Here is a 20,047-nt window from a genome sequence, read left to right as displayed (position 1 = left end):
TATCGAGGTAACAGTGCGCAAGCTGTCGCAGAAGCGCGACGCCGGTGCGCCTTGCGTGGGCTACGGGGCTTTCTTCTGCTCCGGCCTGTCGCCGAAGAAGCGCCGTTCGGCGGCTGCGGCTGCGCGCATGCAAAGTTCATCGCCGATCTTCGCGCGATCTTCCTTGCATTGGCGCTGGATTTCCTTGATGCGTGCGGGGTTCGCCACCAGCTCATCCACTGTCTCTGTAGGATTGGCAGGACCACAGGCCGTCATCACAACGGCAATCACGGACATCACGATTTTGTTCATGGCGAGCGTCCTTTGGATTTCGGATTCACGAATCGGTCACGTTATCGGCACCAGCCGAATCCATGGTGACGACACGTTGAATGAACCGGGTCAGCATCGGTGACGGTTCAGTATCTCGACGCAGCAGATAAGTTGTCAGCATGGGTGGCGTTCCCGCCAACTGACGGGCCTTGACTCCAGGCTCTTTACTGGATGCGATATGCGCTGCACCTGCCAGACCAACCGCCAGTCCTGCGGATACCAGGGCCATCATCACGTCGAAGGTGGCAACGCGCTGGAGGATCTGCAACTCCTCGTCCCGCTTCTGCAGGATGCGGTCTATCTGGCGAGTATGCCCCTGGCATGCGGCCGGGTCGCCGAGCACCAACCGTTGCTGCAACACCATCTCCAGCGGAATGCGCCGGTGCTCCAGCAAGGGGTGGCGCAAAGACAGCGCCACCATCAATTCGTCATCCCACGCGGGAGTCGTCACGATGCCGTCGCCTACCTCGTCCGCCATAGACAAGCCCGCGTCGTACAGGTCTTCTTGCAAGCCTCTGATCTGCTGATCCAGTGGTACCTCGAACAGGCGGATTTCTACTTCGGGCTCTTCCTCGCGGCTACGGGCCAGCAAGGCAGGCAGCCGCGATGGCGTGATACCGTCGGACAGGGCAATGCGCAACTGGCCATGAAACCCACTGGCGGCCGATTTCGCACCATCGCGCGCTTGTTCCAGTGCCTCAAAGATACGTGGAACCCGCTCCAGAAATACTTTGCCGGCATGAGTCAGTCGAATGTTGCGTGTGGTACGGGTGAATAGCTTTGCTCCTAGTTCGTCTTCCAGATCTTTGATGGCACGGGATAGAGGTGACTGATCCATATGCAGTTTTTCTGCAGCCCGAGCAAAGTGAAGCTCCTCGGCGACCGTGAGAAAGTAGCGTAAATGTCTAAGCTCCATTGGAAAATTTTCCATTCCTGCGACACGCAAGCCCCCCCCCGGATTCTTGGGACTTTGAAGGCGGAGAATACCGGTCGTAATGCCGATGTACCAATATATCGAGCCTGTAAGTCGTTGTCGGCGAGTTAGCGACTGAGTGCGATTACTACAAGACCCGCTTCATTGAACTAGTGGTACCTTGTTGACAATCGAAGATGGTCTGAATAGCACATTTGATTCCGCCATGGTTGATGGATCGATAGCAGCAATTTCGGTAAAACAGGGATTCAATATACTCGGCACTTCTTGGCTATCGCAACTTGCCGCGCCTGCCTCAAGGGCCGCTCGCAGTTCGAACAAATACTGGCGCAGCAAGGCCATAGTCATGCTCCTATTTAGATAATTGCTGTCATCTCCGGCACGGCGGCAAACAGGTCCGCCTCCAGCCCGTAGTCGGCCACCGAGAAGATCGGTGCCTCCGGGTCCTTGTTGATCGCCACGATCACCTTGGAGTCCTTCATGCCCGCCAGGTGCTGGATGGCGCCCGAGATGCCGCAGGCGATGTACAGCTGCGGCGCCACGATCTTGCCGGTCTGGCCGACCTGCAGGTCGTTGGGGGCGTAGCCCGCGTCCACCGCGGCGCGGCTGGCACCGATGGCGGCGCCCAGCTTGTCGGCCAGCGGGGTGATGACTTCCTTGAACTTCTCTTCGCTGCCCAGCGCCCGGCCACCCGAGACGATGATCTTGGCGGCCGTCAGCTCGGGACGGTCGCTCTTGACGATCTCGGAACCCACGAAACTGCTCTTGCCGGAGTCGGCGACGGCGGCGACGGTCTCGACCGCTGCTGCGCCACCGGTGGCGGACGCGGCGTCGAAGCCAGTGCCGCGCACGGTGATGACCTTGGTGGCGTCGCCCGATTGCACGGTGGCGATGGCGTTGCCGGCGTAGATGGGGCGCTCGAAGGTGTCGGGGCCGTCGACCTTGGTGATGTCGCTGATCTGCGCCACGTCGAGCTTGGCGGCCACGCGGGGGGCCACGTTCTTGCCGCCGGCGGTGGCTGGGAACAGGATGTGGCTGTAGTTGCCCGCGATGGCCAGCACCTGGGCGGCGATGTTCTCGGCCAGGCCGTGCTTCAGGCTCGCGCCGTCGGCGTGGATGACCTTGGCGACGCCAGCGATCTGGGCGGCGGCGGCAGCAGCGGCGGCGGCGTTCTCGCCGGCGACGAGCACGTGCACGTCACCGACGCAGGCCTTGGCGGCCGTGACGGTGTTGAGGGTGGCGCTCTTGATGCTTGCGTTGTCGTGATCTGCAATAACGAGTGCGGTCATGGCTGGTGTCCTTTCGATGTTGTTGTGATGAGCCTTAGATGACCTTGGCTTCGTTCTTGAGCTTGTCAATGAGGGTGGCCGCGTCGGGCACCTTGACTCCGGCGCCGCGCTTGGGCGGCTCGCTGACCTTCAGCGTCTTGATGCGGGGTGCCACGTCCACGCCCAGTTCCTCGGGCTTGAAGGTGTCCAGCTGTTTCTTCTTGGCCTTCATGATGTTGGGCAGCGTGACGTAGCGCGGCTCGTTCAGGCGCAGGTCGGTGGTGATGACCGCAGGTATGTTCAGCGCCAGGGTTTCGAGGCCGCCGTCCACTTCGCGGGTCACGTTCACCTTGTCGCCAGCGATCTCGACCTTGGAGGCGAAGGTGGCTTGCGGCAGGTCGGCCAGCGCCGCCAGCATCTGACCCGTCTGGTTGCAGTCGTCGTCGATGGCCTGCTTGCCCAGGATCACGAGGCCGGGCTGTTCCTTTTCGATCAGAGCCTTGAGCAGCTTGGCCACGGCCAGCGGCTGCAGTTCTTCATTGGTCTCGACCAGGATGCCGCGGTCGGCGCCGATGGCCATGGCAGTGCGCAGCGTTTCCTGGCACTGGGCCACGCCGCAGGAGACGGCGATCACTTCGGTGACCACGCCTTTTTCTTTCAGGCGCACGGCTTCCTCAACAGCAATCTCGTCGAAGGGGTTCATGCTCATCTTGACGTTGGCGATGTCCACGCCGCTGCCGTCGGACTTCACACGCACCTTGACGTTGTAGTCCACCACGCGTTTTACGGATACGAGAATTTTCATGAGAGGATTTCCTATTGAGGTTCAGGCCACCGAGGGCATGGCCTGGAGCTCGCTTGCTGCGCGCTGCGCACGCGAAGTGATCATCACCGTTGCCTCGCCCTCGATGACTACGGTGTCCTTGACTCGGCAGACCGTGGACAGCACTGCCCGTGCCTTGGCCACCTCCACCGACAGTACGGTGACCGCGGCATGAACGGTGTCGCCCGGTTTGACAGGCACCTTGAAGCGCAATTGCTGCCCCAGATAGACCGTACCTGGCCCCGGCAGCCGGTTTGCGACCGCTGCAGAAATCACGCTGGCCGTCAGAAAGCCGTGCGCGATGCGTGCGCCAAATCGCGTCGTGGCCGCGAACTCTTCGTTGAGATGTACCGCATTGGTATCGCCGGAGACGCCAGCAAACATCACGATGTCCGCTTCGGTAATGGTCTTCGAGAAGCAGGCGTTCATGCCCGGCTGCAGATCCTCGACGTCGTAGCCATTCAGGTCGTTCATCGTCTATATCTCTCAGAGCTGGTCGTCCGACAATGCCAACGTGCTGGCCGCGCCATGGACCACGATGTCGCGCAGCGCGGAGGCCTCCACCAGGATGTGCGTCGCATAGTGGCTGGCCGTGATGCGCTTGGCCCGCAGAAAGCCCGCATCGCTGGAATCCGCCGCCAACTGCGCCGTGGCGGCTTCGGCCATGCGCGCCGACAGCCAGCCACCGATCACGGTGCCCGCCAATCGCAGGAAAGGCACCGCCCCCGCGGCGCAGTCCTGCGGCTGCGCGTCACTGTGGGCCAGCTGCCAGTCAGCCCCGTCCTCCAGAGCCCGAACTGCTCTCATCAACGCGTCGCCGATGGACGAGAGCTCCGGGTCGCGCGCATCCATCAACCGGCGCGCATCGCTGTCGATACGTGTCAACAAGCCCTTCAGCGTGCGTCCCCCCTCGCGTGCCAGCTTGCGGCCGATCAGGTCGTTGGCCTGGATGCCGGTGGTACCTTCATAGATCGTCGTGATGCGGGCATCGCGGAAGTACTGCGCGGCCCCGGTTTCCTCGATATAGCCCATGCCGCCATGAATCTGCAGGCCATCGGAGGTGATGCCCTGTGCGCTGTCGGTGCACCAGCCTTTGACCACAGGCGTCAGCAGGCCAACCAGGGCCTGTGCCTGCGCGCGCTCCTGCGCATCGGGGTGTCCGGCGGCGCGGTCCATCTGGCCGGCACAGAAATAGGCCAGCGCGCGCATGGCCTCGGTGCGCGCCTTCATGTCCATCAGCATGCGCCGCACGTCGGGGTGGCCAGCGATGGTGCTGCTGCCGGCCAGCGCCGGCTTGCCCTGCACGCGCTCGAGCGCATAGGCCCGGGCATGCTGGTAGGCACGCTCGGAAACGCCCACGCCCTCCAGCCCGACGTTCAGCCGTGCGTGGTTCATCATGGTGAACATGCACGCCAGCCCCTGGTGCGGCTCGCCGACGAGATAACCGATCGCGCCCCCGTTGTCGCCGAAAGTCATAGAGGCCGTGGGGCTGCCGTGGATGCCCAGCTTGTGCTCGATCGAGGTGCAGGCCAGGTCGTTGCGTTCGCCCAGGGAGCCGTCGTCATTGACCAGGAACTTCGGGCACAGAAACAGCGAGATGCCTTTCACGCCCGGCGGCGCATCGGGCAGCCGGGCAAGCACCAAGTGCACGATGTTCTCGGTCATGTCGTGCTCGCCCCAGGTGATGAAGATCTTGTTGCCGCTGATGCGGTAGTGATCCCCCTCGGGCACGGCGCGGCTGCGCAGCGCGGCCAGATCGGATCCGGCCTGCGGCTCGGTGAGATTCATGGTGCCGGTCCAGCGGCCGGCGACCATGGGCTCCAGAAAGCGCTGCTTGAGCGCCTCGCTGCCGTGGTGGGCAATCGCCTCCACGGCACCGAGCGTGAGCATCTGGCACAGGCTGAAGGCCAGGTTGGACGATTTCCACATCTCCAGCACGGCGGTGGACACCAGCGTGGGCAGTCCTTGACCGCCCCACTCTGTGGAGGCCGGCATTCCAATCCAGCCGTTCTCGCAGAAGCTGGACCAGGCCTCGCGAAAGCCATCGGCGGGCGTGACCTCGCCATCGTGCCAGCGCGCGCCCTGCACATCGCCCGTACGGTTGAGTGAATCCAGCACGCCGGCGGCATAGTGGGCTGCCTCCTGCAGGATGGCCTCGACCAGGTCGGGTGTGGTCTCTTCATGGCCGGGCTGGGCGCAGATCGCTTCCAGGCCTCCGACTTCCTTCATCGTGAACAGCATGTCGCGCAAGGGCGCGGTATAGACAGACATGGCGGACTCCTTTGATGGTAGCGATCAAGCGTTTTGCGGTGTCGGCTGCAACGGGCGCAGTTCTGGCACGGCCTCTTGCGGAGTCGCCGACGTCGGGCCGCCGTACTTGATAAACGCCAGGGCGATTGCGCCGAGGACTCCGAAACCGCCGATCACCAGGAAGTTCTGTTCCAGCGGTAGTTCCAGTGCGACGATCTGGCCGATCAGCAGAGGCGCCGCAATAGCACCCAGGCGCCCTACGCCGGAGGCCATGCCGATACCGGTCGAGCGGATGGACATCGGGTAGAACTGCCCGCAGAAGGCATAGGCCACCAGTTGCGCACCAGTGGTGCAGGCGCCGACCGCGCCAATGATCAGATAGCGCACCTCGGTCAAGGTCTGGAACGTCATCAGGTACAGCAGCACGCCGCCCAGCGCATACATCGCCACCAGCACCCACTTGATGTTGAACTTGTCGGCGAGCCACCCGCCGCACACGGCACCGATGATCGCGCCAACATTCAGCGCGATCACGAAGCTGAGGGCAGACCCCAGGCTGTAGCCAGCCATCGCCATCAGCTTGGTCAGCCAGCTACTGAGCGCATAGACCATGAACAGACCCGAGAAGAAGGCGACCCAGAACAGCGCCGTGCTCAGGCCCCGCCCGTCCTGGAAAAGGCGGGTAACCGGTGCACCTGCCATGCGGTCAGCTGCCGGCACGAAGAACTGGGCGTCCGCCGGGTGCTTGCCGCCCGGCTGGAGATGGCGTGCCACTTCGGCTAGCTCACCATTGCGACGCTGAGCGATCAGGTAGGTCATGGACTCCGGCACCAACTTCAGGATGAACGGAACTAGCAGCACGGGCACCCCCGCCGCGATGAACACGGCCTGCCAGCCATACTCGCCGATCAGTTGCTTGCCCAGCACCGCAGCCAGGATGCCGCCCAGTGCGTAGCCCGAAGTCATCAGTGCCGTCATCAGGCTGCGGATCTTCTTGGGCGAATACTCGACCATCTGTGCCACGATGACCGGGAGCACGCCACCAATCCCCAAGCCAGCAATGAAGCGCACCACGCTGAAGCTGATGGGGTCCTTGGTGAATCCGGCGGCCGCAGTGAACACACTGAACAGCATGACACCAATGGAGAGGGCCCAGCGACGACCAATCCGGTCGGACAGCGTGCCCAGAACCATAGCACCGAACATCATGCCAAACAGCGCCGAACTGGCCATGAAACCGGCAGTCGATGCGTTCACGCCCATCTGCTGCATGATGGACGGCAGGGCGATGCCCACCACGGCGATGTCATAGCCGTCAATGATGAGAATCAACAGGCACCATAGAAGCACCTTGGCATGAAAGCGGTTGAAGCGAGCGTCGTCGGCGAGCTTCTGCATGTCGATTTGGCACACGTGTTTGTCTCCTTTGAACTTGGCTCCGGATCGTGGGGACGGCGGTCATCGCCGCACCGCTACATATCGTCCAGCGCACGCAAGGAATCGTAGGTGCCGGTGCAGCAATCCGCGATGACGAAGCGCCCCGATCGAATGACAAACGGCCCCTTTCTGAGGGCCCCGTCAAGTGCGCCAAGAGGTCAAGCGTCAAGCAAAATTGAGATGAACCCTGTCGAGCATCTGTGAAAGGTGCCACTTCAAGACCAGTTCGCAAACAAGGTGTTCAAAGGACCGAAGGCCATACACGGCGCGCTGGTGCAAATACCCATTGCTCTCGAAACACCCCCCCACAAAGAACCCAGTCAATGACTGGGCTTGATTGGGTTGCTTCTACATCCTTGAGGGCAAATTAGCGCATCAGGCGAGCCGATAGCGCATGGCGCCGTCTTCATCCTCTGCAGACACGATTTCCCCACGCTGGTCGAGATAGTTCAGGTGGGCGAGTGTCTCTCCGGTCGCGAGGTTGAGGTGCATTTGCTCCGCAACAGTGGACGAACGGTACAAGACGCGAACTAGGTCGATGACCCTTAAAGGCTGCGCAAGTTGTTGCCTGACACGGTCTGTGCCTTTCACGGCGCTCGCACGTAGTTGCTCCAACCGTAGGTGCAGGCCATAGAAAGGTTCGTTGTGGGCAGGCAGAACCAAGACGCTCCCAGGTACGCGTTGCAGCAATCGGTCGATGGAGTCGAGCCAGCCCTGCAAAGGATTAGCATGCGGCTCGGTGGCGTACACGGAGGTATTGGAACTGATCCTGGGAAGAACCTGATCTCCCGATATCAGCAAATCCAGTTCGCGCGAGTAAAAGCACGCGTGCTCGGGAGAATGTCCTGTGCCAACAATGACCTCCCATTCCTGATTCCCGATCCGCAACATCTGACCATCCGTGAGCCGTACAAAGCTGTCAGGCAAAGGATGAATCATTTTGCCGAAGTCACCAAACCGAGTGCGATACTCATCGACCTCGGTGTCGCTCCATCCGGCTCTCCGGTAGAAGCGAACACCATCGACTGGCGCTTCCCGCCCTGAATCGGCAAGCATCACCCGACAGCTTAAATACTCGTCTCGTGTCATCCACAGCGCGCATTCGAAGCGACGTGTCAACCATCCCGCCATGCCCACGTGATCCGGGTGCATGTGCGTCGCCATTACACGGGAGACAGGACGGCCTGCTAGCGGCCCCTGAGGAGCGAACAAGGCGAACCATGCGTTCATTACGTCCACGCTACGAATTCCGGTGTCCACGACCGCCCAACCAGAACCATCGCTCAATACCCAGAGGTTGATGTGATCCAGGGAAAACGGCAGCGGCATGCGTAGCCACAGCACACCTGGCTTGATTTCAATGGCTTGACCAGGCAGCGGGAGATGAGAGAACGGATACGAGAGTGCCGGGGCTGCGTCGGTCATGATGCTTGGTTTACATTCTGGCAATGCCGCTTCAATGGTGCACAGCCATCACTCTTATGCTGTGCGAGTTCATTTTTAGCTTAAGGTCAGCACTGACAAGTGACAATGACGAATGACCTCGATAGGCTGACGGAAAACGTCTGCGTCCTGGCGCAGCCAGTCACTGCGCTGCCGTCGGTGCAACCCCCAACGGCGGTCAACAGTCTCTTGAGCGCACAAGAGCCTCGCCCGAAGCAGGCCACGGCCCCGGTAGCCATGAAGGCGCCGATCTCCTCGGCGGCCAAGCTGAAATTGGTCGGATACCTCTATGTAAGGTACTGCTTGGTGCGCGAGCGGGCACGGTAGGCTCCCGGCGCGCTGCCGGTCCAGACCTTGAAGGCGCGTTGGAAGGCGGTGCTGTCGGTGAAGCCCAGGTCAGCGGCGATGGCGGCGAGCGAGGCTTCGCTGCTGGTCAGGCGTACGATCGCCATGTCGCGCCGCAGTTGGTCCTTTAGCGCCTGGAAAGAAGTGCCCTCGGAGGCCAAGTGCCTCTGCAACGCACTCACCGACATGTGCAGGCGCTGCGCAGTGACGGCCAGATCAGGCCATTCGGGACTGGCCCGCTGCAGCACCATGCGGACCCGCGCGCTGGCGCTGCGCTCGTTCAGGTACGGCCCCACCACGTTGCCTGGCGTGGCGCGCAGGAAGGACTGCAGCGCGTCCCGATCGCGCCGCACCGGCTGTTTGAAGGCATCGGCGTCGAACCAGGCGGCCGTGCGCGGCTGCCCAAAGCACAACGTGCCGGAAAAGATGCGTTGGTAGTTCTGCGCGTGAGGTGGCGGCGCAAAGTTGAAGTCGAAGCGCTGCGGCACCAGTCGGCCGCCGTGCAGCCATACCAGCAGTCGCCAGAACACGCGCAGCAGATGTGCGTGCAGGAAGTCGGCATGCGCGCCCGGGCCGCCACGCATATCGAGCGCGACACCCGTCAGCCTGCCCTCAGTCACGGGGACTAGCGCCACATCGTCCTGCAGCAAAGCAAAGGATTCACCCAGGCGGCGCAGGGCGAACGACAATGAGTGGGCAGTGAACGCACTGCGCACCATCAGTGCGAAGCTGCCCGGGCGCATCGGCCGCCCATGCAGGTAGCCCAGGCACTCGTCGTTCAGGCTGTCCTTGACGGCGATGAACAGCGCGTTGAACTGCTCCACGGTCACGCGCGACTCCTCCAACTCCAGCAGCGATTCACTGATGCCCGCGCGCCCCAGCACACCTACCAGCCATTCTGGCGTGGCCAGCCCCTTGCCGCGCGCACCGTCCAGCAGGCCATGCACGGCAAAGATGGGAGCGGTTAAGACGGGTTCCAGCATGGCGTGTGATCTAAGGGGCCAACGCCGGTCGCATAGGCCGAAAGAAGTTAATTGTCAGTTGATTGAGGTAATCCGCCATCGCCCTTGCAAGGGCCAATTACTACGATTGTGTCATCCCCAAAACATTTCGGCAGTGGCACTGCGCGGAACGTCCGATGCGGGGACAGAAGCCAACATATAAGGAGACGCTCTCATGTTGCCACAGCTTTATCGCCACGCCTGGATGGACGGCGAGATCGACGCATTTCGCGAGCAGGTGCGCCGCTACGTTGCCGCCGAATTCACGCCCCGGCTCGATGAATGGCGCCGTCAGGGCTACATCCCGCGCGAGGTCTGGCGTCCATTCGGCGAGATGAGCTTTCTGCTGCCCGAGATGCCCGAGACCTATGGAGGCGCCGGCGCCAGCCTTGCCTACCAGTTGGTGGTGCAGGACGAGCTAGCCAAGGCCGAGATGCCAGTCAATATCGCGGTGCACACCATCGCTTCGCACTACATCCTGGACTTCGGCACGGAAGCGCAAAAGCAGCGCTGGCTGCCCAAGGTGACGAACGGCGAGATGCTGGCCGCCATCGCGATGACCGAGCCGGGTTGCGGCTCGGATCTAAAGGCCATTTCCACCCGGGCCCGCCGTGACGGAGACCACTACGTGATCGACGGCGCCAAAACCTTCATCACCAACGGCTTCACTGGCAACCTGCTGATCGTCGCGGCGCGCACCAGCGGCGCGGGCAGCAAGGGGGTGTCGCTGTTTGTGCTGGAAACCGAGAATCTGCCCGGCTTTCGCGTTGGCCGACTACTGGAGAAGATCGGCATGCAGGCATCGGACACGGCGGAGTTGTTCTTCGACGGCGTGCGCGTGCCAGCCGACCAACTGCTGGGCGAGGTCGAAGGCAAGGGCTTCGGGCAGTTGATGGGCGCGTTGCCCTACGAGCGCATGCTCATTGCCGTGCCGGCGGCCGCCACTATCGAGCAGGCACTGGCCGTCACGGTGGAGTACACGAAGCAGCGCAAGGCCTTCGGTGCGCCCCTCTTCGATATGCAGCTCACGCGCCAGAAACTGGCTGAGGTGGCCACTACCGCGCATGTGGTGCGCAGCTTCGTCAACGACTGCACCCAGCGCCTGTTGGACGGCACGCTGGATAACGAGGCCGCCTATATGGCCAAGTGGTGGTGCACCGAGCAGCAGTGCCGCGTGGTGGACGAATGCCTCCAATTGTTCGGCGGCTACGGCTACATGGCCGAGTACCCGATCGCGCGGATGTATGCCGCTTCGCGAGTGCAGAAGATCTATGGCGGCGCCAACGAGGTCCTGAAAGACCTGGTTTCGAGGAAGCTGTGAACATGTCGCACACGTTGCATACGCTGCAGATGCCGCTGCACGGCGTCCGCGTGGTGGAGTTCGAGGGCATAGGGCCAGGCCCGCTGGCCGCCAGGATGCTAGCTGACATGGGCGCCGAGGTGATTACGCTGACACGCGCCGAGCAGGCCGCTGCGGCGCGGCGGCTGGGCGGGGCGGTGGAGAACCCGCTGCGCCGCGGCAAGACGGTCGAGGTCATCGACCTGAAGTCGCCCGAAGGCAAGGCGCGTGCCCTGGACCTGATCGCTCAGGCAGACGCCTTGATCGAAGGCTTTCGCCCCGGTGTGATGGAACGGTTGGGCTTCGGCCCCGCCGAGTGTGCGGCGCGCAACCCCAGGCTGGTCTACGGCCGCATGACGGGCTGGGGCCAGGACGGCCCGCTCGCCCAGGCCGCCGGACACGACATGAACTACGTCGCGCTGACCGGCCTGCTGTCGCTGTCGGCACACAAAGGGCAAGCGCCCATCGTTCCGCCCACGGTACTCGGGGACGCGGCCGGGGCGCTGGGCATGGCTTTCGGCGTCGCCTGCGCGCTGGTCGATGCGCGCGCCACCGGCCGCGGCCGGGTCGTGGACGCCGCCATCGTTGACATCGTGGCAATGCTGGGCACCCTGGTGCACTGGATTCGCGCCAATGGGCAGATCGATGGCGCGCAGCCGAGTCCGTTTCACGATTCGCCGTTTTATGACGTGTACGCCTGCGCCGACGGCGGCTTCATCAGCCTCGGCGCGATCGAGCCGCCTTTCTACGCCTTGCTGCTGTCGAAGCTGGGCCTGGCGGACGTGGAGCCTGCCGACCAGTACGACACGGCAACGTGGCCGGCGCTGAAAGAGCGCATCGCAGCCCTCATCCGCAGCCAGCCCCGAGCGCACTGGTGCGCGCTGCTCGAAGGCAGCGACGCTTGCTTTGCACCCGTGCTCAGCCTCGCCGAGTCGGTGCAGCATCCGCATAACGCGGCACGGGGCATCTACCAGATCACCCCCTCCGGCGCCATCGAAGCGGCCCCGGCCCCACGGTTCCAGGCACTCGACACAACTACCTAGGAGACAAGCACATGACCGAAACCGTCCAGCCCACCAAGCCTGTCCGCGGCTGCCCGTCCACCACGGGCAACGAGCGCCAACTGAACACCACGACGCTGATCCGCCACGCTGCACGCACCCATGGGGATCAGGAGATCGTGTATCGCACACCCGGCGGCGGCTGGGACCGCTACACCTATGCCGACTGCTACGCACGCGTCTGCCGCAGCGCCAATGCGCTGCGCGCGCTCGGCGTCGAGCCGGGCGACCGGGTCGGCGTCCTGGACTGGAACAGCCGGCGCCACTTCGAGCTGTACTGGTCCATCCCCGGCCTGGGCGCGGTCATGCTGCAGATGAACCTGCGCCTGGGCCCCGAGGACCTGGGCTACGTTGTCGGCCATAGCGACGTGTCCTACGTTTGCGTGGACGAATCATTGCTGCCTATTGCCGAATCCGTCGCAGCGAACTCGCCCCAGATCAAGGGCTGGATCGTTATGACCGAAAAGCCGCTGGACCAGGTCAAGACCACGCTGGCGCCGCTGCTGCACTACGAAGACCTGCTGGCCGCCGCCGACGCCAAGATCGACTGGCCCGAGATCGACGAAACCTCGGCTTACAGCGCCTGCTACACCACCGGCACCACGGGCAAGCCCAAGGGCGTGTACTACTCGCACCGCGGCATCTACCTGCATTCCACGGGCATGGCCACCAACATGGGCATGACGCTGGACGACTGCGTCATGCTCATCACGCCCATGTTCCACGGGCAGTGCTGGGGCCTGCCGCAGGCGGCCACGCTGCTGGGCGACAAGATCGTGCTGCCGGGCCGCTACGCCGCCGAGGACACCAAGCCATTGGTCGACACCATGATCGCCGAGGGCGTGACCATCACCAACGGCGCACCGGCCATCTTCCAGCCTATGCTGCAGTACATCGAGACGTTGCCGGTCAAGCCGGACTTCAGCCGCATGCGCATGCTGTCCGGCGCCACCGAGCCACCTCTGTCGATGATGATCGGCTTTTACGAACTGACGGGTGCCGAGGTGGTGCACGGCTACGGCGCCACCGAAGCCACGACGCTGGTGGCGGTCAACCGCCTCAAGTCCACGCTCAAGAAGCGCCTGACCCAGGACGAGCAGTGGAACCTCAAGCGCAAGCAGGGCCTGATCCTTACCGGGGTGGACATCCGCATTCTCGATGCAGACGACCAGGACCTCCCGCACGACGGACAGTCGGCTGGCGAGATCTGCCTGCGCGGCCCCTGGATCACGACCAGCTATCACGACATGCCGGATTCAGGCGACCGCTTCCTGGAGGGCGGCTGGTGGCGCTCGGGCGATGTCGGCACGGTGGACGAGAACGGCTACCTCAAGGTTACCGACCGCATCAAGGACGTGATCAAGAGCGGCGGTGAATGGATCTCATCCATTGACATGGAGAACCTGCTCATGGGCCATCCGGCTGTGCGTGACGCCGCAGTGGTCGGCATTCCGCATGCTAAGTGGCAGGAACGGCCGCTGGCCCTGGTGGTGCTGAAGCCCGGTCAGCAGGCGACCCAGGAACAACTGCAGGAACACCTGAGCAGCGCGTTCGCCAAGTGGCAGTTGCCGGACCAGGTTCTGTTCGTCGAAGCCATCCCCAAGACCAGCGTCGGCAAGCTCGACAAGAAGCGCATACGCGTTGAGCATGCGGACCGCTACGCCGAGTGAGCCAACCTTTTGCTACAGGAAAACAACATGAATGACCATGAACCCGTCATCGTCGGTGCGCTGCGCACCCCCGTGGGCAAGCGCGGCGGGCGCTTGCAGAAATGGCACCCCGTTGATCTGCTGGGTGAGACGCTGCGTCAGCTGGTCGAGCGCTCCGGCATCAACCCCGCCGATCTGGACGATGTGATCGTCGGTTGCGTGCTGCAGTGGGACCAGCAGCACGGCAATCTGGGCCGGCATGCCGTGCTGGCGGCGGGGCTGCCAGAATCCGTCCCGGCGGTGACGGTCGACCGGCAATGCGGCTCCGGCCAGCAGGCGGTGAGCTTTGTCGTGCACGGTATTCAAGCGGGCGCCTACCAACTGGCCATCGGCGCCGGGGTAGAGTCGATGTCGCAGGCGCCCATGCCGCCGTCATTCAAGCCCGGCGCGCCGCTCGGCGCGCAATACAGCCCGCGTGAGCTGGCGCGCTACCAGGGCAACCCGCTGATACCGCAAGGCGCTTCGTCGGAGTTGATGAACAAGCGCTTCGGCCTCACGCGCGAGGCGCTGGACGCCTTCGCCGTGCGCAGCCATCGGCGCGCCATTGAGGCTTCGCGGGCTGGTCGTGTCCAAGACCAACTCGTGCGGCTGCATGAGGATCCGACCGACCCAGACAGCCCGCTCGTCACCGCCGACGAGGGCATGCGCGCCGACCCCAACCCCGAGAAGATGGCTACGCTTAAGCCCGTGTTTGCCGCAGACGGCGCTACAACGGCTGCTAACTCCTCGCAGATCAGCGACGGCGCCGCCGCGCTGCTGATCGCCAGCCGCGCCTACGCCCAGCAGCACGGCCTGAAGCCGCGTGCGCGCTTCGTCAGCACCGCAGTGGCGGCAGCCGACCCTGTCATCCAGTTCACTGCTGTGCTCGATGCCACCCGCAAGGCGTTGAAGGAATCGGGGCTGACCCCGGCCGACATCGACCTGTTTGAAGTCAATGAGGCATTCGGCGGCGTGCCGCTGATGTTCCAGCAGGAATTCGGCATTCCGGACGACCGCCTCAACGTCAATGGCGGCTCGGTGGCCATCGGCCATCCGCTGGGCTCCACTGGCGCGCGCATGCTCACCGACCTGCTGTGCGAGCTGGAGCGCCGAGGCGGCCGCTATGGCTTGCAGACCATCTGCGAGGCTTCGGGCACGGCCAACACCACCATCATCGAGCGCCTGGCATGAACGAGGCCACCATGAGCGAAGCCAGCGAAGTGCTCGTCAGCCGCGAAGGCGCCATCGTCACCTTGATCATCAACCGCCCGCGCGCGAAGAACAGCTTGAACCGCGCAGTATTCGATGGCCTGCGTGCACAGCTCGTGCAACTGCGCGACGACGATGCCGTACGCGCGGTCATCATCACCGGCGCCGAGGGCGTGTTTTGTGCAGGGGCCGACATCACGGCCTTCGACTCTCTGCGCGCCGAACCGCTGCTGGGCGACCGTGCGGCGGCAGGTGGCCACTTCTGGGCGGAACTGGAGCGCTTCCCTAAGCCCGTCATCGCAGCCGTGGAAAAGCTCGCGCTGGGCGGCGGCACGGAACTGGCGTTGGCCTGTGACATTGCTATCGCTGGCGAGTCCACCAAGTTCGGCGTGCCTGAAGTCAAGCTGGGCGCCATTCCCGGGGCCGGGGGCACCCAGCGTCTGATCCATGCCATCGGCAAGTCCAAGGCTATGGCCCTGCTGCTGACCGGCGATTTCATCGACGCCCGCAAAGCCTGCGATGCGGGCATGGTCGCCGAGGTGACGGCTGACGGCCAGGCCCTGCCGACGGCGTTGGCGATGGCCAACCGGATTGCATCCAATTCGCCGCTGGCCGTGGCACTGGCGAAAGATGCGGCACTGGCCAGCTTTGAAACTCCGCTCGCGCAAGGCCTGGAGCATGAGAAGCGTAATTTCCTCGTCGCTTTGCATTCGGCCGACAACCTGGAGGGGCAAGCCGCATTCCTCGGCAAGCGCCTCCCCCACTTCACGGGCCAATAGCGCCTGTCTCTCATCCATCGAGCAAAAATCATGCAACTCAATTCCGACATCTCCGCCGTCATCACCGGGGGCGCTTCCGGCCTAGGAGCTGCCACGGCCAGGCGCTTGGCCAGCCATGGTGTCAAAGTCGCCATCTTTGACATGAACGAAGCCATCGGCCAGGCGTTGGCCAGCGAACTTGACGGTGTTTACTGCAACGTGGACGTGACGTCCGAGGAGCAAGTGGACGCCGCCTTCGCCAAGGCCCGCGCGGCCATTGGACAGGAACGCATTCTGGTCAACTGCGCCGGTACTGCCGATGCCGTCAAGACGGTCAGCCGCGACAAGAAAACCGGCGAAATCCGCCCATGCCCAACAGATCGTTTCAATCGCATCATTCAGATCAACCTAGTGGGCACCTTCCGCTGCATCGCCAAGTCAGCCGCGGGCATGTTGACGCTCGCGCCGCTGGCCGATGGCGACCGCGGCGCCATCGTCAACACTGCGTCGGCCGCCGCACAGGATGGCCAGGTTGGCCAGGCCAGCTATGCTGCCAGTAAGGCTGCCATCGTGGGCATGGCCTTGCCGATTGCGCGCGACATGATGGACGAAGGGATCCGGGTCAACACCATCATGCCGGGGATCTTCGGAACACCATTGCTGCTGGGCCTGCCGGACAACGTCAAGCAGGCGCTGGCGGCCAGCGTGCCCTTTCCCAAGCGTTTGGGCGATCCCGATGAATTCGCGCAGGCCGTCGAGTTTCTCGTCACCTGCGGCTACATGAACGCCGAGTCCATTCGGGTGGATGGCGCTATTCGCATGGCGCCGCGCTGACGCCTGAAATCTTGGCCCATCAGGAAGCGTCATGTCCGAAAATTCTGTCATTCTCGAAAAGCATGGTGCTGTTGCGACCATCACACTCAATGCGCCTCAGAAAAAGAATGCGCTGAGCACGTCTGTCGTCAACGTGCTAGCTGGCGTCATTGCAGACGTCGAACGTGACGGCTCGATTCGCGCTTTGCTGCTGCGCGGCGAGGGCCGGATGTTCAGTTGCGGCGGCGACATCGACGAAATGGCGGCAGCAGGCGAAGCGTTGTCTACCTTGGTCGATGACGAATTGAGGGTGGTCGAACGCATGATTCCTCAATTCGCCAGCCTGCCATTCCCGGTGGTCTGCGCCGTACAAGGCGCGGTCGCTGGAGGCGGCCTCGGACTAGCATTGGCCTCTGACTACCTGATTGCCGCAAGTGGGACGAAATTCGTGGCGGCCCACACCGGCCTTGGATACGCGGGGGATTTCGGCATCAGCTGGCTCCTGCCGCGCGCAGTGGGCGGACGACGCGCACGCGACATGATCCTGACCAACCGCGTGGTCGGTTCGGATGAAGCCTTGGCCTGGGGATTGGTCGAGAAAGTAGTTCCGGGCGAGAGCCTGCTGGACGAAGCGCAGCGCATGACGGTGCAATTCTCGACCGGTCCTACGCATGGTTATGCGGGCGCCAAGCGCCTGCAACTTGCTGCCTTCGAGAGCGGTCTGGTGACCTCATTGAGGTTAGAGGCGGCCGAAATGAATCGGGCCTCGAAAACCACGGATTCGCTGGAAGCGGTCCACGCGTTCGTCGCAAAGCGAGTGCCTCAGTTTACCGGACGCTGAACGGTTGTAGACGCATCCAGTTGGTGGAGTTCAATTGCCGTTGGCGTCAGGTAATGGATAAACCCAACTGGCGTCGGATTTGCCAGGATACAGTGCCACCATGTATCTGTGCAGAAATCAGCATGCCGAGTCGTTGTTCGATGACCGGCTTCCACGGCACCAGGCTGAACCCCATACCGTCATCCAGCATCGCGTAGCGCCCGCTGGCCAGCATGAGGCTGCGGCGGTAGATACCCGCCACGCGCTGCCCCTCAGCTACCGGACGATGCTCCAAGCCCGTATCAGCGGCAATGTCCTTCGCGGCCTGCGCCACTTCCCGATTGCGCAACGCGCCCAGCAGATTGCGCGCCAGGATCACGCGCTGGCCGCGCCGCTCGGCCAGTCCCTGTTCGGCCAGGAAATCGGCGCGCTGCTGTAGCGCCTGCTTGGCCTCGCCGCCAAAGCCCAGGTCACCCAGACCGGAGCCGCCGCCGATCAACTGCTGATCCAGCCAGGTGGCACCGATCACGCGGGCCTGCCGCTCGATGGGCAGGTGCGATTTCAGCTCCACGGCCACGCCGCCCAGGCGCTGCGCGTCGTACTGGCGGCCACGCTCAGGCAAGTCACCGGGCACCTTCCATAGTCCCTCAGCGACGCGCTCCACGATGCCCGCTCGGCGCAGGGCTTCAAGGCGGCGGACATGGGCCGCAACCACTTCATGCGGGTCGCGGCCATCCTTGGCCTGGCCTTGTGCAATGGCCAAGTGATGGTCGGTGCGGTACAGCCCATTGGTCGCCAGCGCGGTGATGGTCTTGTCCGCTGCGCGCACCTCGGCGGAGCCTTTCACCTCGACCACTGCGCTCATGGGGTACTGCTCCAGTTCCGTCCTGGGCGGCAGCGCCACATAGTGGGCCTTGCCGTCGATGCCATCGACCACCAGATAGCCCCGGTCGTACAGTTCGTCGGCCAGTCCTTTGCCCGCCACGCGGCCGATGATGGAGTGTCCATCCTCGCCCGGTTGGAACACGGCCAGGTCACGCTGCTTGCCGCCCATCGCGCGCTGCATGGTGCGGATGATGTCGCCACGTTCTCCCATGGCCCGCAAGGTTTTCTCGGCATCGGCATGCACGGCCCAAGTGCCGGGCTGGGTCTGCGTGGCAAGCCCCATGCGTTGAAGCCGCTGCAAGCGCCCGACCAGCAGCAGACGCTGGCGTTGCAGTTTGGGTTCGTTGAAGCGCTCGACCTTCACCAGGCCGTCCACCGCCTCGCGCTGGAGGGTGCGATCCAGGCTCGTCCACCGCTCCTGTTCCACTTCGCGGGCTAGGGTGCGCTGGATCTCCAGCTCGGTGCGCGGCCCCAGCCATTCGGTGGCCAGTTCCATCGCCCGCTCGCGCATGCCGCGGGTGATGTACTCCTGCGAAATGATGAGATCCTTGCCAGTGTCGTCCTTGCCGCACAGCACGACATGGGTGTGCGGGTTGTCGGTATTCCAGTGATCGACCGCCACCCAATCCAGGCGGGTGCCCAGGTCGGCCTCCATGCGCTGCATCAGGTGCCGGGTGTAGGTGCGCAGGTCTTCGAGCTGCTCCGCATCCTCGGGCGAGACGATGAAGCGGAACTGGTGGCGGTCGCCCTTGCCACGCTCCTCGAAGGCGGCCGTGTCCGCCTCGTCGGTGATGGCGCCATAGGCACGGCCCTGTCCACCCTGGCGGTCCACGCCTTCGCGCTCGATGTAGCGCAGGTGCTGCACGGTGGAGCGGCCGCTGGCCTGCTGCAAATACACCAGCCGCACCTTGACCGTGGCCCGGCGAGAAAGCGCCGTCAACGACTGGCCCGTGAAGCGGGCTGCGACATGACCGCGCCCCAGGCGCGAACCGGGGGGCTTGCCGGTGGTCTTGCGCCCCCGGCCAGAGACGCCAGCGGCCTTGCTCGTCTGGCGCAGCACCTGGGCAATGAAGGTGTCGCCGCGCTGCCTGGGCTTGCTGGGCCGCACGCGAAAACGGTCATCGTCACCGGGATTTCCGCGCTGGCTCATGATGCAGTCCCCACCAAGCCCATCGCGCCCGAGCGCATGCGGCACACGGTATTCCCAATGCCCGCAAGGCCTTGGGGCTGCTGGCGGCACGAAGCCACCTTGTGGCGAGTGCCGCCCCCAACCCACGTGCAGACTGGCTTTGCGCGCGCCGTGGTGCCGCGCCCTTCAATCTTGCCTTCCGCCTTTGCCCCTCGCTGACGCTCCGGGCAGCGGCGGCCCGGCGGCGCTGCTGCACGAGCAGCCAGCGCGCCGGCGAACGCAAACACGGCCACTGGCCGGGCGCGTTCGAGGCAAGACGCCTGCACGTTGGATGGCTGCGCCGAAGGCAGCGCGAAGTGCGGCGCGGATGCGCTCGCACTGCACGCGCAACGACACAGCGACGGCCAGCAGCACGACACGCCCGATGGCACGATGAGATGCACGGCAGCGTGCAGCGAATCGGCGGCCATCATGGGCGCGACTCCAGCCAGACCGGACGCGCAACGCCGATCACGGCAGCTGCGCTGACCGG

The 20,047-nt window shown here is 63.8% G+C and carries 19 protein-coding genes and 1 pseudogene; 7 read left to right on the top strand and 13 right to left on the bottom strand.

The genetic code is table 11. From position 1 onward, the window contains the following. Positions 1-60: 60 nt before the first annotated feature. From A985_RS0116925 to A985_RS0116885, 10 genes are all read right to left on the bottom strand, one after another. Positions 61-291 (bottom strand): EexN family lipoprotein, encoded by a 231-nt coding sequence (locus tag A985_RS0116925; protein WP_008642615.1) that lies wholly within the window; start codon positions 289-291, stop codon positions 61-63. Positions 292-316: 25 nt separating this feature from the next. Further along, positions 317-1,228: a LysR family transcriptional regulator gene (locus A985_RS0116920; protein ID WP_008642614.1), complete on the bottom strand. Its 912-nt coding sequence runs from the start codon at positions 1,226-1,228 to the stop codon at positions 317-319. Between the two features lie 159 nt (positions 1,229-1,387). Beyond that, positions 1,388-1,588, bottom strand: coding sequence for a hypothetical protein (locus A985_RS28260; RefSeq protein WP_124988613.1), 201 nt, complete (start codon positions 1,586-1,588; stop codon positions 1,388-1,390). Positions 1,589-1,602: 14 nt separating this feature from the next. Continuing rightward, the gene (locus A985_RS0116915; protein ID WP_008642612.1) at positions 1,603-2,535 is read right to left on the bottom strand and encodes an electron transfer flavoprotein subunit alpha/FixB family protein; all 933 of its coding nucleotides are present in this window, start codon (positions 2,533-2,535) and stop codon (positions 1,603-1,605) included. A gap of 34 nt (positions 2,536-2,569) precedes the next feature. Next, positions 2,570-3,319, bottom strand: a complete 750-nt coding sequence (locus tag A985_RS0116910; RefSeq protein ID WP_008642611.1) for an electron transfer flavoprotein subunit beta/FixA family protein — start codon at positions 3,317-3,319, stop codon at positions 2,570-2,572. A 21-nt stretch (positions 3,320-3,340) separates the two neighbouring features. Beyond that, on the bottom strand, positions 3,341-3,811 hold the full coding sequence (locus tag A985_RS0116905; RefSeq protein WP_008642609.1) for a MaoC family dehydratase: 471 nt from the start codon (positions 3,809-3,811) through the stop codon (positions 3,341-3,343). Between the two features lie 12 nt (positions 3,812-3,823). Further along, on the bottom strand, positions 3,824-5,608 hold the full coding sequence (locus A985_RS0116900; RefSeq protein WP_008642602.1) for an acyl-CoA dehydrogenase: 1,785 nt from the start codon (positions 5,606-5,608) through the stop codon (positions 3,824-3,826). Positions 5,609-5,632: 24 nt separating this feature from the next. Further along, a complete protein-coding gene (locus tag A985_RS0116895; protein WP_017234568.1) occupies positions 5,633-7,000 on the bottom strand; it encodes an MFS transporter in 1,368 nt (455 codons plus the stop codon). A gap of 399 nt (positions 7,001-7,399) precedes the next feature. Continuing rightward, positions 7,400-8,449, bottom strand: coding sequence for an MBL fold metallo-hydrolase (locus A985_RS0116890; RefSeq protein ID WP_021025934.1), 1,050 nt, complete (start codon positions 8,447-8,449; stop codon positions 7,400-7,402). Positions 8,450-8,754: 305 nt separating this feature from the next. Beyond that, positions 8,755-9,795, bottom strand: a complete 1,041-nt coding sequence (locus tag A985_RS0116885; protein ID WP_008642592.1) for an AraC family transcriptional regulator — start codon at positions 9,793-9,795, stop codon at positions 8,755-8,757. A gap of 193 nt (positions 9,796-9,988) precedes the next feature. On the opposite strand from A985_RS0116885, the gene A985_RS0116880 reads away from it, so the two are divergent. Genes A985_RS0116880 through A985_RS0116850 form a run of 7 tightly spaced genes read left to right on the top strand, consistent with a single transcriptional unit; the run spans position 9,989 to position 17,522 of the window. Then, positions 9,989-11,134 carry an acyl-CoA dehydrogenase family protein gene (locus A985_RS0116880; protein WP_008642589.1) on the top strand — a complete coding sequence of 382 codons (1,146 nt, stop codon included), beginning with the start codon at positions 9,989-9,991 and terminating at the stop codon, positions 11,132-11,134. A 2-nt stretch (positions 11,135-11,136) separates the two neighbouring features. Continuing rightward, a complete protein-coding gene (locus A985_RS0116875) occupies positions 11,137-12,195 on the top strand; it encodes a CaiB/BaiF CoA-transferase family protein (protein ID WP_008642587.1) in 1,059 nt (352 codons plus the stop codon). Between the two features lie 11 nt (positions 12,196-12,206). Next, positions 12,207-13,883, top strand: coding sequence for a long-chain-fatty-acid--CoA ligase (locus A985_RS0116870; RefSeq protein ID WP_008642585.1), 1,677 nt, complete (start codon positions 12,207-12,209; stop codon positions 13,881-13,883). A gap of 27 nt (positions 13,884-13,910) precedes the next feature. Then, positions 13,911-15,092, top strand: a complete 1,182-nt coding sequence (locus tag A985_RS0116865) for a thiolase family protein (protein ID WP_008642583.1) — start codon at positions 13,911-13,913, stop codon at positions 15,090-15,092. Beyond that, the gene (locus A985_RS0116860) at positions 15,089-15,889 is read left to right on the top strand and encodes an enoyl-CoA hydratase/isomerase family protein (protein WP_008642581.1); all 801 of its coding nucleotides are present in this window, start codon (positions 15,089-15,091) and stop codon (positions 15,887-15,889) included. The genes A985_RS0116865 and A985_RS0116860 overlap by 4 nt, the downstream gene beginning before the upstream one ends. 30 nt (positions 15,890-15,919) lie before the next feature. Then, on the top strand, positions 15,920-16,702 hold the full coding sequence (locus A985_RS0116855) for an SDR family NAD(P)-dependent oxidoreductase (RefSeq protein ID WP_008642580.1): 783 nt from the start codon (positions 15,920-15,922) through the stop codon (positions 16,700-16,702). 31 nt (positions 16,703-16,733) lie between these two features. Then, a complete protein-coding gene (locus A985_RS0116850) occupies positions 16,734-17,522 on the top strand; it encodes an enoyl-CoA hydratase/isomerase family protein (RefSeq protein WP_008642579.1) in 789 nt (262 codons plus the stop codon). Positions 17,523-17,568: 46 nt separating this feature from the next. Here the strand turns inward: A985_RS0116850 and A985_RS0116845 are convergent, their stop codons facing one another. The 3 genes and pseudogenes from A985_RS0116845 to A985_RS29410 all read right to left on the bottom strand — a co-directional run. Further along, positions 17,569-19,536, bottom strand: coding sequence for a relaxase/mobilization nuclease and DUF3363 domain-containing protein (locus tag A985_RS0116845; protein ID WP_008642578.1), 1,968 nt, complete (start codon positions 19,534-19,536; stop codon positions 17,569-17,571). Further along, the gene (locus A985_RS0116840) at positions 19,533-19,988 is read right to left on the bottom strand and encodes a hypothetical protein (protein WP_026132065.1); all 456 of its coding nucleotides are present in this window, start codon (positions 19,986-19,988) and stop codon (positions 19,533-19,535) included. Before A985_RS0116840 ends, A985_RS0116845 begins: the two co-directional genes overlap by 4 nt. Next, positions 19,985-20,047, bottom strand: a pseudogene (locus A985_RS29410) (S26 family signal peptidase); the annotation flags it as partial. The pseudogene A985_RS29410 and the gene A985_RS0116840, both read right to left, overlap by 4 nt.

This window comes from Pandoraea sp. B-6 (assembly GCF_000282835.1).
In the GTDB taxonomy this organism is placed as follows: domain Bacteria; phylum Pseudomonadota; class Gammaproteobacteria; order Burkholderiales; family Burkholderiaceae; genus Pandoraea; species Pandoraea cepalis.
Note: the sequence above shows the minus strand (reverse complement) of the source record. Positions and strands in the feature narration are given on the sequence as shown.

Excerpts from the sequence above, each read along its gene's own strand:
- A985_RS0116925 (WP_008642615.1), bottom strand. The coding sequence starts at position 291 with ATGAACAAAATCGTGATGTCCGTGATTGCCGTTGTGATGACGGCCTGT.
- A985_RS0116920 (WP_008642614.1), bottom strand. The coding sequence starts at position 1,228 with ATGGAGCTTAGACATTTACGCTACTTTCTCACGGTCGCCGAGGAGCTT.
- A985_RS28260 (WP_124988613.1), bottom strand. The coding sequence starts at position 1,588 with ATGGCCTTGCTGCGCCAGTATTTGTTCGAACTGCGAGCGGCCCTTGAG.
- A985_RS0116915 (WP_008642612.1), bottom strand. The coding sequence starts at position 2,535 with ATGACCGCACTCGTTATTGCAGATCACGACAACGCAAGCATCAAGAGC.
- A985_RS0116910 (WP_008642611.1), bottom strand. The coding sequence starts at position 3,319 with ATGAAAATTCTCGTATCCGTAAAACGCGTGGTGGACTACAACGTCAAG.
- A985_RS0116905 (WP_008642609.1), bottom strand. The coding sequence starts at position 3,811 with ATGAACGACCTGAATGGCTACGACGTCGAGGATCTGCAGCCGGGCATG.
- A985_RS0116900 (WP_008642602.1), bottom strand. The coding sequence starts at position 5,608 with ATGTCTGTCTATACCGCGCCCTTGCGCGACATGCTGTTCACGATGAAG.
- A985_RS0116890 (WP_021025934.1), bottom strand. The coding sequence starts at position 8,449 with ATGACCGACGCAGCCCCGGCACTCTCGTATCCGTTCTCTCATCTCCCG.
- A985_RS0116885 (WP_008642592.1), bottom strand. The coding sequence starts at position 9,795 with ATGCTGGAACCCGTCTTAACCGCTCCCATCTTTGCCGTGCATGGCCTG.
- A985_RS0116880 (WP_008642589.1), top strand. The coding sequence starts at position 9,989 with ATGTTGCCACAGCTTTATCGCCACGCCTGGATGGACGGCGAGATCGAC.
- A985_RS0116875 (WP_008642587.1), top strand. The coding sequence starts at position 11,137 with ATGTCGCACACGTTGCATACGCTGCAGATGCCGCTGCACGGCGTCCGC.
- A985_RS0116870 (WP_008642585.1), top strand. The coding sequence starts at position 12,207 with ATGACCGAAACCGTCCAGCCCACCAAGCCTGTCCGCGGCTGCCCGTCC.
- A985_RS0116865 (WP_008642583.1), top strand. The coding sequence starts at position 13,911 with ATGAATGACCATGAACCCGTCATCGTCGGTGCGCTGCGCACCCCCGTG.
- A985_RS0116860 (WP_008642581.1), top strand. The coding sequence starts at position 15,089 with ATGAACGAGGCCACCATGAGCGAAGCCAGCGAAGTGCTCGTCAGCCGC.
- A985_RS0116855 (WP_008642580.1), top strand. The coding sequence starts at position 15,920 with ATGCAACTCAATTCCGACATCTCCGCCGTCATCACCGGGGGCGCTTCC.
- A985_RS0116850 (WP_008642579.1), top strand. The coding sequence starts at position 16,734 with ATGTCCGAAAATTCTGTCATTCTCGAAAAGCATGGTGCTGTTGCGACC.
- A985_RS0116845 (WP_008642578.1), bottom strand. The coding sequence starts at position 19,536 with ATGAGCCAGCGCGGAAATCCCGGTGACGATGACCGTTTTCGCGTGCGG.
- A985_RS0116840 (WP_026132065.1), bottom strand. The coding sequence starts at position 19,988 with ATGATGGCCGCCGATTCGCTGCACGCTGCCGTGCATCTCATCGTGCCA.